Here is an 11,935-nt window from a genome sequence, read left to right as displayed (position 1 = left end):
CGGAGAGAGACTCGGGCCCCTCGGGGGGGGTCCCCCCCCCCTCCCTGGCTTCTTCTCCGGCTTGTCTGGCGTTTCGCCCCCCCCCGCCCCCCCACCACCCCCGACCGCTCAGGCCGTCGGACCGTCCGTGCCCCTGACGATGAGTTCCGCCGCCGCGAGGCCGCAGACACGGGCCGCGCCATGGGTGGCGATGTACAGGGCGCCCCTGGGGGCCGCCTGCGGTACGCCCATCTCGACCACGACCGTGTCGGGGCGCTGTGCCACCAGGGCGTCGAGCGCCTCGCCCATCCAGGCGTGGCGGTGGACGTCGCGGACCACCACGACGATGCGCCGCTCACCCGCCGCCCGCAGCACGGCCGCGACGGGCGCCTCGGTCTCGCTGCTGTACATGTCGGTCCCGGTGCCCGGCAGCAGCCGGGCCAGCTCCGCGGCGACACCCCACGGGGTCTCGTCGCCGACGGCGATGTTCGACGCGGAGGTGAAGGCGGCGACGTACACGGGCTCGGTCAGCGGTCCGGCGGAGCCGGTCGCCCGCACGGCCCGTCGGGCGGCGACCAGGCCGATGTCGGAGCCGATTCCGGTGCCGGGCGCGGTCCCTTCCTGCGTTGCCGCACCCGGCCCCGAACCGGACCTCTTGGCCTCCTGCGTCCAGGACGCGAGGGCACGTACCCGTGCGGCCGCGTCCGCGAGCCGCTCCTCGGCGAGTTCACCGCTGTGCACCGCCCGGACCAGCGCGTCGCGCAGCCGGAGCACCGTGCCGTCGTCCTCCAGGCCGCCACCGACGCACAGCGCGTCGGCCCCGGCGGCGATGGCGAGGACGGAGCCGTGCTCGATGCCGTACGTCGCGGCGATGGCCTGCATCTCCACGGCGTCGGTGACGATCAGGCCGTCGTAGCCCAGCTCCCCGCGCAGCAGACCGGTGAGGATCTGCGGGCTCACCGTGGCGGGGCGGTCCGGGTCGAGCGCCGGCAGCAGGATGTGCGCGCTCATCACGCACTTGGAGCCCGCCGCGATGGCCGCCCGGAAGGGCACCAGCTCACGGGCGTGCAGGGTCTCCAGGTCCACGTCGATGCGCGGCATCGCGTGGTGCGAGTCGATCGCGGTGTCGCCGTGCCCCGGGAAGTGCTTGGTGCAGGCGGCGACCCCGGCGGCCTGGAGGCCCTCGATGTACGCGGCGGTGTGCCGGGCCACGAGCCGGGTGTCGGCGCCGAAGGACCGTACGCCGATGATCGGGTTGCCCGGGTTGGAGTTGACGTCCGCGGACGGCGCCCAGTTGAGGTTGACGCCGCACTCGGCGAGCCGGCGGCCGAGCTCCTGGGCGACCGCGCGGGTCAGGGCGAGGTCGTCGATGTGTCCGAGGGCGAGGTTGCCCGGGAACGAGGAGCCGGTGCGCACCTCCAGGCGGGTGACGTCACCGCCCTCCTCGTCGATCGCGACAAGGAGGTCGTCGCGCCCGGCCCTGAGCTGGGCGGTGAGCGCGGCCACCTGCTCGGCCGTGCGGATGTTGCGGCCGAACAGGGCGACGGAGGCGAGGCCCTCGTCGACCCGGCGCAGCACCCAGTCCGGGGCGGTGGTGCCGGTGAATCCGGGCTGCAGGACGGCGAGCGCGTCGCGGGTGACGGTGTCCGTGGCTGATATCAGGGTGGTCATGGGCGCGTTATCCCTTCACGGCACCGTCGGTGAGGCCGCTGACGGCCTTGCGCTGCAGGAAGACGAACAGAATGAGGATCGGGATGGCGAAGATCGAGGCCGCCGCCATGGTGGCGCCCCAGTCGTCGCCGAACTGGCTCTGGAACTGGGAGAGCCAGAGCGGGAGCGTCTTGGCCTCGGGGTCCTTGTTGAGGATCAGCACCAGCGGGAATTCGTTCCACGCGGTGATGAAGCCGAAGAGCGAGGTGGCCATCAGGCCGGGGGCGAGCAGCGGCAGGATCACCTTGACGAACGCCTGCGGGCGGGTACAGCCGTCGACCATGGCGGACTCCTCCAGTTCCTTGGGCACCGCGGCAACGTAGCCGCGCAGCGTGAGGATCGTGAAGGGGAGCACCATCACCATGTAGAAGAGCGTCAGCGGGACCAGGCTGTTGAGCATGTCCGCGTCGCGGACCAGCATGTAGATCGCGATGACCATGACTTCCCACGGCGCCATCTGCGCGATCATGAAGACCAGGATCATGCCCTTGCGGCCCTTGAACCGCATCCGGGCCAGCGCGAACGACGCGAAGAGCGCGATGATCAGCGAGAAGGCCACGGCGAGCAGCGTGACGGTGAGCGAGTTCCGGACCAGGGTCAGGAAGTTCGGTGCGTGGTACGCCGTCTTGAAGTGCTCGAACGTGATGTCGGTCGGGAACCAGACCGGCGTCTCGGTGATGATGTCGCCGGTCGGCTTGAACGCCGTACTGAACATCCAGTAGACGGGGAAGACCAGGGCGGCGAAGAGGACGATCGCCGTCGCGTTGGGCCAGATACGGCCGAACAGTGAGCGCTTCACAGCTCGTCCTCCTCTTGCTTGAGAACGATGCGGAGGTAGTAGGAGGTCAGCCCCAGCATGATCAGGATGGTCAGCAGCGAGATCGCCGCGCCCATGCCGTAGTGCTGGTTGCCGACGCCCTCGACGAAGGCGTAGATCGGCAGGGTCTCGGTGAGGCGGTTGGGGCCGCCCTCACTGATGGTGAAGATCTGCGGGAACGCCTTGAAGACCCAGATGACTTCGAGGAACGTCGTGGCGTAGAGGAAGGGCCGCAGGAACGGGAACGTCACCGAGGTGAAGCTCTTCCAGACGCCGGCGCCGTCGAGTGAGGCGGCTTCGTACAGTTCCTTGGCGATGGTGGTGGTCGCCGCGTACAGGTTGATCGCCACGAACGGGATCGACTGCCAGACGATCATCAGGGTGACCACGAAGAAGGTGGAGAACTGCGAGCCGGTCCAGTTGAAGTCGGCCATCGAGTGCCAGCCGAGCTTGTCCAGCGCGTAGTTGATGACGCCGAAGCGTGAGGCGAACAGCCACTGGAACACCGTGGACGCGGCCACGACCGGCATCGCCCAGGCGAGCACCAGGCCGACCATCAGGGTGAGCCGCATCTTCTTGCCGAGACGGGCGAGCAGCAGTCCGACCAGCGTACCGATGATCATGATCAGAACGACGTTCACGCCGGTGAACACGATCGTGCGGAGCGTGACTTTCCAGAAGTCCTCACCGGTGAGGATCTCCTGGTAGTTCTTGAAGCCGTTCCACTCGGTGACATGCTGGATCAGCTGTCCCATATTGAGGTTCTGGAACGACAACATGGCGTTCTTCACCAGGGGGTACCCGAGGAGGAGCGCCGTCACCGCGAGTGCGGGAATCATCAACAGGTACGGCGCCGCGCCGATACCCGGCTTCCGCTTGTTTCCCCCGTGCTGCCCGACGGGTGGTTTCCCGTCCTGCCCGCGGACTGCGGCCGTCTTGGCCACATCCGAGGGATCGGTCTGCACTGCCATGCTCGCCATCTCTTCCAACAAAGCCCTACACGGAACGGTGCGTACAGCCGGGGCGGCGGGTCGGGACCCGCCGCCCCGGCGCGGGACGCGCTGGCGACTACTGCTGCTGGCTGAGGCGCTTGTTGAGCTCGCCCTCGACCTGCTTGGCGGCGTCGGCGGGCGACTTACCCTGCAGGACCAGCGTCATGTAGGTCTTGATCGGGTTCGGCGGGTTCTCGACCGGCGCCCACTCCGGGATCAGCGGCGTGGTGCCACCGGACTTGGCGGCGGCCGGACCGGCGGCCTCGGCGGCGGGCTGGCCGACGGTGTACTTCTGCATGGCGTCGTTCTTCGGGGACCAGCCGGCCTCCTTGATGAGCGCGCCGTCGTTCTGCTCGGAGAGCGCGATCTTCAGGAATTCCTTGGCCAGGTCCTGCTTCTTGCTGCCCGCGGCCACGGCGAGGTTCGAGCCGCCGAGGAAGACGCCCTCGGGCTTGTCGGCGGTCTCACCGGGGATGGTGAAGAAGCCGATGTCGTCCTTGAGCTTCGGGTTGGCCTTGATGGCGGTGCCGGCCTCGTAGCCCATCGCGATGATGGCGCCGGTCTTGCCCTTGGCGAAGACCTCGGCCTGCTGCGGGGTGGCCTCGTCCTTGTCCTTGGGGGCCTTGGAGTAGGACTGGTACTTCTTGTACACGTCCATGGCCTCGGCGACCTTCGGGTCGGCCAGGTTGGAGACGTACTTGTCGCCTTCCTTCTTGACCGGCGAGACGTCCTTGCCGACGAGCAGGCCGTCGAAGAAGTACCAGTTCTGGCCGGGCAGGTAGATCGGCTCGGCGTTGCCCTTCTTCTCGATGGCCTCGAAGGCCTTGAAGAGGTCGGCGCGGGTCTTCGGCGTCTCGGTGATACCGGCGTCCTTGAAGACCTTCTTGTTGTACATGACGACGCGGTTGCCCACGTACCACGGCAGGGCGTACTGCTTGCCGTCGTAGATGGAGGGCTGGTTGACGCCGTCGGCCCAGGCGGAGCCGATCTCCTTCTTCAGGTCACCGAGGTCGGCGAGGCCGCCGGTCTTGGCGTACGCCGGGGTCTGGGTGTTGCCGATCTCCAGGACGTCCGGCGGGTTGGACTCGGAGAGGGCGGTGGTGACCTTCTGCTGAATGCCGTTCCAGTCCTGGACTTCGATCTTCAGCTTGGCCTTGGTCTTCTTCTCGAACTCCTCGGTGACCGTCTTGGTCCACCCGTCCGGGTTCGAGCCGGACATCGTCCATACGGTCAGGGTCTGGCCCTTGTACGCGTCCGGACCGGCCTTCTTGCCGCTGTCGCCGCCGTCGTCGGACCCACACGCCGCGAGGCCGATCATCATGCCCGCGACGCCGATCGCCGCGATGAGCTTGCGCTTCACGCCAAACCCTCCTCAGGGATACTGCAACCCCGCCCACCGCGAAGACATTCGACGAGTACTGCTGGGGCTGGACCTGGTCTTTAATGGTTTAGACCAGTACCGGGAGCTTGGCCTAGACCTTTAGGGGTGTCAAGGGTGTATAAGAAGTGCACTCGCGTCCGTTATAGGACCGACACCTAAGGGAGGGCGACCAGCCGTGACGGGACCGTGCCACCATGTGAGCCGCGACAGACGGAGGAGCCGGTGACGGCAGCAACGCAGCAGTCGGGAAGGCGGACCATGGGTGCCGACGGGGGCAGTACGGAGAACGAGACGGGCGCGGCCACGCGGACGGCGCGCGTCCCGAAGTACTACCGGCTGAAGCGACATCTGCTCGACATGACGGACACCATGCCGCCGGGCACCCCCGTGCCGCCGGAGCGGACCCTGGCCGCCGAGTTCGACACCTCGCGCACCACCGTGCGCCAGGCGCTCCAGGAGCTGGTCGTCGAGGGCCGGCTGGAGCGCATCCAGGGCAAGGGCACCTTCGTGGCCAAGCCGAAGGTCTCGCAGGCCCTGCAACTCACCTCGTACACCGAGGACATGCGCGCCCAGGGCCTCGAACCGACCTCCCAGCTGCTGGACATCGGCTATGTGACGGCCGACGACACGCTCGCGGGACTGCTCGACATCACCACCGGCGGCCGGGTGCTGCGGATCGAGCGGCTACGGCTGGCCAGCGGCGAGCCGATGGCGATCGAGACCACCCACCTTTCGGCCAAACGCTTCCCCGCACTCCGCCGTTCGCTGGTGAAGTACACCTCCCTCTACACCGCGCTGGCGGAGGTGTACGACGTACGGCTGGCCGAGGCCGAGGAGACCATCGAGACCTCGCTGGCCACCCCGCGCGAAGCCGGCCTGCTCGGCACGGACGTGGGTCTGCCGATGCTGATGCTCTCCCGGCACTCGCTCGACGGACAGGGCGAGCCGGTGGAGTGGGTGCGCTCGGTCTACCGCGGCGACCGGTACAAGTTCGTGGCGCGCCTGAAGCGGCCCACGGACTGACCCCGGCGCGGGGACGGACCCCAGCCGTCCCGCCCGTACGGAACGTCGCTCGCGGCCCCCGTGGAACGCACCACTCCACGGGGGCCTTTCGCATGCCCTGGTACGGACCAACTGCCGTACAGTTGGCGGGTTTTCGAGCATACGTACCCGATCTGCGGACCGTTTCCGGACCGCAATGCGGACAGGGGGTGACGGTGACCGGAAGCCTCCCCTAGATTTCCTGCGCATTACAAGGTGATCAGCGAGGGGACGGAGTCGCCGCATGCCAGCAGACCCAGAAGGAAAACCACCCACCGTCACACCGGTCCGGGTGGTCATCGCCCTCTGTCTCGTCGCGCCGTTCGTGGCGATGCTCTGGGTGAGTTCGTACGCGAAGGTGGACCCCACCTTCATCGGCATTCCGTTCTTCTACTGGTACCAGATGCTCTGGGTGCTGATCTCCACCGCGCTCACGATGACCGCGTACAAGCTGTGGCAGCGTGACCAGCGCGCCCGCAAGGGAGGTGAGTCGGCATGAAGGACGGTGTGAACGGCGTCGCGCTCGGCGTCTTCATCTTCTTCTTCGTGGCCGTCACGGTCATGGGCTTCCTGGCGGCGCGCTGGCGCAAGGCCGAGAACGAGGCCAGCCTCGACGAATGGGGCCTGGGCGGACGGTCGTTCGGCACCTGGGTCACCTGGTTCCTGCTCGGCGGCGACCTGTACACCGCGTACACCTTCGTCGCCGTTCCGGCGGCGATCTACGCGGCGGGCGCGGCGGGCTTCTTCGCCGTGCCCTACACGATCCTCGTGTACCCGCTGATCTTCACCTTCCTGCCGCGGCTCTGGTCGGTCTCGCACAAGCACGGGTACGTCACCACCTCGGACTTCGTCCGTGGGCGCTTCGGCTCTAAGAGCCTCTCGCTGGCGGTCGCCATCACGGGCATCCTCGCCACGATGCCGTACATCGCGCTCCAACTCGTCGGCATCCAGGCGGTGCTGGACGTGATGGGCGTCGGCGGCGGCGAGAACACCCACTGGTTCATCAAGGACCTGCCGCTGCTGATCGCGTTCGCGGTGCTCGCCGCGTACACCTACTCGTCCGGCCTGCGGGCGCCCGCGCTGATCGCGTTCGTCAAGGACGGACTGATCTACCTGGTCATCGCGGTGGCGATCATCTACATCCCGATCAAGCTGGGCGGCTTCGACGACATCTTCGCCAAGGCGGGCGAGGCGTTCTCCCGGACCAACCCGGCCACCGGCAAGCCGCGCGGCGCGCTCGCACCGGGCGAGGCCGGCCAATGGGGTTACGCCACCCTGGCGTTGGGCTCGGCGCTGGCGCTGTTCATGTATCCGCACTCGATCACGGCGACGCTCTCCAGTCGCAGCCGCAACGTGATCCGGCGCAACACCACGATCCTGCCGCTGTACTCGCTGATGCTGGGCCTGCTGGCGCTGCTCGGCTTCATGGCCATCGCCGCCGGGATCAAGGTGGACAACGGGCAGCTGGCCATCCCCCAGCTGTTCGAGACCATGTTCCCGGACTGGTTCGCGGGCGTCGCGTTCGCCGCCATCGGCATCGGCGCGCTGGTGCCCGCCGCGATCATGTCGATCGCCGCGGCGAACCTCTTCACCCGCAACATCTACAAGGACTTCCTGAAGCCGGACGCGACCCCGGAGCAGGAGACCAAGGTCTCCAAGCTGGTGTCGCTGCTGGTCAAGGTCGGCGCGCTCGCCTTCGTCCTCACCATGGACAAGACGGTCGCGATCAACTTCCAGCTGCTCGGCGGCATCTGGATCCTCCAGACGATGCCGGCCCTGGTCGGCGGCCTGTTCACCCGCTGGTTCCACCGCTGGGCGCTGCTCGCGGGCTGGGCGGTCGGCATGGTGTACGGGACGGTGGCCGCGTACGGGGTCGCCAGCCCGACCCAGGCGCACTTCGGCGGGTCCTCCAAGGAGATCCCCGGCATCGGCGAGATCGGCTACATCGGCCTCACCGCGTTCGTGCTGAACGTGGTGGTGACGGTGGTGCTCACCTTCGTCCTGAACGCCGTGAAGGCGCCCGCCGGGATCGACGAGACCTCCCCGTCCGACTACACGGCCGACGCGGGCGACCCGGGCGTCAGCACGGAGCTCCCGCCGGCCACGGCGGGGGCGCCGGGCGGTCACTGAGACTCGCGCCAACGGCCCGTCGACGGCCCGTCGAGCCCCCTCCAGCGGGGCACGGCGGGCCGTCGGTTCGATCCGGCCGGGCGGCCCGGGAAAGGGCCGTACGGCTCGTTCTGTGGGCCCGCCCCGACCGGCGCGACACAACATGTGGGGGCTGCCTCATCGGGCAGCCCCCACATGTATGCTCGTCCTCGCTGTCGCCGCAGGGGAATCCGGTGCGAATCCGGAACTGTCCCGCAACGGTGTATTCAGTGCGCTTTTGTGCACCCCCGAGTCAGTCCGATGACCTGCCGGCAGCGCATCCGGCTCGACCGAACCGGATGCCCAGACGTCCGGGCCTCGCGGTTGGGCCGGTGGACGCCGTGCGGAGTGCTGCCCTGCCCCGGGTACGCGCCCGTAGGGCTGCCCCGTTCCCCGCCGGCCCCGAGCCGAGCGAGGGAGAGCACCACGTGACCATCGCGCCAGCCGATCCGGCTTCAGTCGCCGTGTCCGCAGCAGCCGAGTCCGAGGCAGTCGCACAGGACGGACCGGGAACCGCACTGCTGCGGACCCTGACCGACCTCACCGCCGATCTGCCCGACACCGACCCCGGCCGCGTCGCCGCTGCCGCGCTGCGCGGTCGCAGCGCCCGAGCGGACGAGGCCGAGCTGCGCTCGCTGGCCACCGAGGCCGCCGCGGGCCTGATCTCCGAGGACCCCGCCTACTCCCGGCTCGCCGCCCGGCTCCTGACCCTCACCATCGCGGACGAGGCGGCCGGCCAGGGCGCGGTCTCCTTCTCCGCCTCGGTCGCCGTCGGGCACCGCGAGGGCCTGATCGCGGACCGTACCGCCGAGTTCGTCGCCCGCCACGCGGCCGCGCTGGACGCGCTGGTGGCGCGTTCGCTCGCCGACGGCGCGGACGACCGCTTCGGCTACTTCGGTCTGCGGACCCTGCACAGCCGCTATCTGCTGCGCCACCCGCACACCCGCCAGGTCATCGAGACGCCCCAGCACTTCATGCTGCGGGTCGCGTCCGGGCTCGCCGAGGACGACTCGCAGCGCGCGGTGGACGAAGTGGCGGCGCTGTACGGGCTGATGAGCCGGCTCGACTACCTTCCCTCCTCCCCCACGCTCTTCAACTCCGGCACCCGGCACCCGCAGATGTCCTCCTGCTACCTGCTGGACTCCCCGCTGGACGAGCTCGACTCGATCTACGACCGCTACCACCAGGTGGCCCGGCTCTCGAAGCACGCGGGCGGCATCGGTCTGTCGTACTCCCGCATCCGCTCCCGCGGTTCGCTGATCCGTGGCACCAACGGGCACTCCAACGGCATCGTGCCGTTCCTGAAGACGCTCGACGCCTCCGTCGCCGCGGTCAACCAGGGGGGCCGCCGCAAGGGCGCCGCCGCCGTGTACCTGGAGACCTGGCACGCGGACATCGAGGAGTTCCTGGAGCTGCGCGACAACACGGGTGAGGACCAGCGGCGTACGCACAACCTCAACCTGGCGCACTGGATCCCGGACGAGTTCATGCGCCGGGTCGACGCGGACGGCGACTGGTCGCTGTTCTCGCCCGCCGACGTACCCGGTCTCGTCGACCTGTGGGGCGACGAGTTCGACGCCGCGTACCGGGCCGCCGAGGCGAAGGGGCTGGCCCGCAAGTCGATCCCGGCCCGCGAGCTGTACGGCCGGATGATGCGCACCCTCGCGCAGACCGGCCAGGGCTGGATGACGTTCAAGGACGCCTCCAACCGGACCGCGAACCAGACCGCAGAGCCGGGCAGCGTCGTCCACTCCTCGAACCTGTGCACCGAGATCCTGGAAGTCACCGACGACGGCGAGACGGCGGTCTGCAACCTGGGCTCGGTCAACCTCGGCGCGTTCGTCGCCGACGGTGACATCGACTGGGAGCGGCTGGACGCCACCGTCCGCACCGCCGTGACCTTCCTCGACCGGGTCGTCGACATCAACTTCTACCCGACCGAGCAGGCCGGCCGCTCCAACGCGAAGTGGCGCCCGGTGGGCCTGGGCGCCATGGGTCTCCAGGACGTCTTCTTCCAGCTGCGGCTGCCCTTCGACTCCCCCGAGGCCCGCGCGCTCTCCACGAGGATCTCCGAGCGGATCATGCTCGCCGCGTACGAGGCGTCGTGCGAGCTGGCCGAGCGGTCCGGCCCGCTGCCCGCCTGGTCGCAGACGCGCGCCGCGCGCGGTGTGCTGCACCCCGACCACTACGACACCGAGCTGAACTGGCCGGAGCGGTGGGACGCGCTGCGCGCCCGCGTCGCGAAGAGCGGGATGCGCAACTCGCTGCTGCTCGCCATCGCGCCGACGGCGACGATCGCCTCGATCGCGGGGGTCTACGAGTGCATCGAGCCGCAGGTCTCCAACCTCTTCAAGCGCGAGACGCTCAGCGGTGAGTTCCTCCAGGTCAACGCGTACCTGGTGGATGAGCTGAAGCAGCTCGGGGTGTGGGACGCGCGGACCCGTGAGGCGCTGCGCGAGGCCAGCGGCTCGGTGCAGGGCTTCGCCTGGATCCCGGAGGACGTGCGGGCGCTGTACCGCACGGCGTGGGAGATCCCGCAGCGCGGCCTGATCGACATGGCGGCGGCCCGTACGCCGTTCCTGGACCAGAGCCAGTCGCTGAACCTGTTCCTGGAGACGCCGACGATCGGCAAGCTCTCCTCGATGTACGCGTACGCCTGGAAGCAGGGGCTGAAGACGACGTACTACCTGCGCTCGCGCCCGGCGACCCGGATCGCCCGTGCCGCCTCCGGCCAGGCCGCGACCGCCGCCCCCATTCCCGTACAGCAGGCTTCGGCGCCCGACGCGGACGCCATCGCCTGCTCCCTCGAAAACCCCGAGTCCTGCGAGGCCTGCCAGTAATGAGCTCCACCGACGCCGACAAGAACCTTCTGGACCCGGGCTTCGAACTGACGCTGCGGCCGATGCGCTACCCGGACTTCTACGAGCGCTACCGCGACGCGATCAAGAACACCTGGACGGTGGAGGAGGTCGACCTGCACTCCGACGTCGCCGACCTCGCCAAGCTGTCCCCCGGCGAGCAGCACATGATCGGCCGGCTGGTCGCGTTCTTCGCGACGGGCGACTCGATCGTCTCCAACAACCTCGTGCTGACGCTGTACAAGCACATCAACTCCCCCGAGGCGCGGCTGTACCTGTCGCGGCAGCTCTTCGAGGAGGCCGTGCACGTCCAGTTCTATCTGACGCTGCTGGACACCTATCTGCCCGACCCGGACGACCGTGCCGCCGCGTTCGACGCGGTCGAGGAGATCCCCTCGATCCGCGAGAAGGCGCAGTTCTGCTTCAAGTGGATGGACTCGGTCGAGAAGATCGACCGGCTGGAGACGAAGGCCGACCGCCGTCGTTTCCTGCTGAACCTGATCTGCTTCGCGGCGTGCATCGAGGGGCTGTTCTTCTACGGCGCGTTCGCGTACGTCTACTGGTTCCGCTCGCGGGGTCTGCTGCACGGTCTCGCCACGGGCACCAACTGGGTGTTCCGTGACGAGACGATGCACATGAACTTCGCCTTCGAGGTCGTGGACACCGTCCGCAAGGAGGAGCCGGAGCTCTTCGACGACGAGCTCCAGCAGCAGGTCACCGACATGCTGAAGGAGGCCGTGGCCGCGGAGCTGCAGTTCGGCCGTGATCTGTGCGGCGACGGGCTGCCCGGCATGAACACCGAGTCGATGCGGCAGTACCTGGAGTGCGTCGCCGACCAGCGGCTCACCCGGCTGGGCTTCCCGGCGGTCTACGGCTCGGAGAACCCGTTCTCGTTCATGGAGCTGCAGGGCGTGCAGGAGCTGACGAACTTCTTCGAGCGCCGCCCGTCCGCGTACCAGGTGGCGGTGGAGGGCTCGGTCGCCTTCGACGACGACTTCTAGGGCCGGGG

9 protein-coding genes and 1 riboswitch are annotated in these 11,935 nt (G+C 68.7%); of the genes, 5 read left to right on the top strand and 4 right to left on the bottom strand.

Features of this window, described 5'->3' with window-relative positions:
• Positions 1-108 precede the first annotated feature (108 nt).
• The 4 genes from ACFV8T_RS20745 to ACFV8T_RS20730 form a co-directional block, all read right to left on the bottom strand.
• Positions 109-1,650: a glycoside hydrolase family 3 protein gene (locus ACFV8T_RS20745; RefSeq protein WP_385329333.1), complete on the bottom strand. Its 1,542-nt coding sequence runs from the start codon at positions 1,648-1,650 to the stop codon at positions 109-111.
• A 7-nt stretch (positions 1,651-1,657) separates the two neighbouring features.
• The gene (locus ACFV8T_RS20740; RefSeq protein ID WP_385329330.1) at positions 1,658-2,488 is read right to left on the bottom strand and encodes a carbohydrate ABC transporter permease; all 831 of its coding nucleotides are present in this window, start codon (positions 2,486-2,488) and stop codon (positions 1,658-1,660) included.
• A complete protein-coding gene (locus ACFV8T_RS20735; protein WP_385329328.1) occupies positions 2,485-3,477 on the bottom strand; it encodes a carbohydrate ABC transporter permease in 993 nt (330 codons plus the stop codon). The genes ACFV8T_RS20740 and ACFV8T_RS20735 overlap by 4 nt, the downstream gene beginning before the upstream one ends.
• A gap of 97 nt (positions 3,478-3,574) precedes the next feature.
• Complete coding sequence (locus ACFV8T_RS20730; RefSeq protein ID WP_385329325.1) at positions 3,575-4,858, bottom strand: extracellular solute-binding protein; 1,284 nt, start codon at positions 4,856-4,858, stop codon at positions 3,575-3,577.
• 279 nt (positions 4,859-5,137) lie between these two features.
• Here ACFV8T_RS20730 and ACFV8T_RS20725 point away from each other — a divergent pair, with 279 nt between their 5' ends.
• From ACFV8T_RS20725 to ACFV8T_RS20705, 5 genes are all read left to right on the top strand, one after another.
• On the top strand, positions 5,138-5,902 hold the full coding sequence (locus ACFV8T_RS20725) for a GntR family transcriptional regulator (protein WP_072483818.1): 765 nt from the start codon (positions 5,138-5,140) through the stop codon (positions 5,900-5,902).
• 262 nt (positions 5,903-6,164) lie between these two features.
• Positions 6,165-6,419, top strand: a complete 255-nt coding sequence (locus ACFV8T_RS20720; RefSeq protein WP_385329322.1) for a DUF3311 domain-containing protein — start codon at positions 6,165-6,167, stop codon at positions 6,417-6,419.
• Positions 6,416-8,050, top strand: a complete 1,635-nt coding sequence (gene mctP, locus ACFV8T_RS20715; protein WP_385329319.1) for a monocarboxylate uptake permease MctP — start codon at positions 6,416-6,418, stop codon at positions 8,048-8,050. Before ACFV8T_RS20720 ends, mctP begins: the two co-directional genes overlap by 4 nt.
• A 165-nt stretch (positions 8,051-8,215) precedes the next feature.
• Positions 8,216-8,357, top strand: a riboswitch (cobalamin riboswitch).
• Positions 8,358-8,496: 139 nt separating this feature from the next.
• The gene (locus ACFV8T_RS20710; RefSeq protein WP_385329316.1) at positions 8,497-10,908 is read left to right on the top strand and encodes a ribonucleoside-diphosphate reductase subunit alpha; all 2,412 of its coding nucleotides are present in this window, start codon (positions 8,497-8,499) and stop codon (positions 10,906-10,908) included.
• Positions 10,908-11,927, top strand: coding sequence for a ribonucleotide-diphosphate reductase subunit beta (locus ACFV8T_RS20705; protein WP_385329313.1), 1,020 nt, complete (start codon positions 10,908-10,910; stop codon positions 11,925-11,927). Before ACFV8T_RS20710 ends, ACFV8T_RS20705 begins: the two co-directional genes overlap by 1 nt.
• The last annotated feature ends 8 nt before the right edge of the window (positions 11,928-11,935 follow it).

It is taken from the genome of Streptomyces sp. NPDC059832 (assembly GCF_042731715.1).
GTDB lineage: Bacteria > Actinomycetota > Actinomycetes > Streptomycetales > Streptomycetaceae > Streptomyces.
Note: the sequence above shows the minus strand (reverse complement) of the source record. Positions and strands in the feature narration are given on the sequence as shown.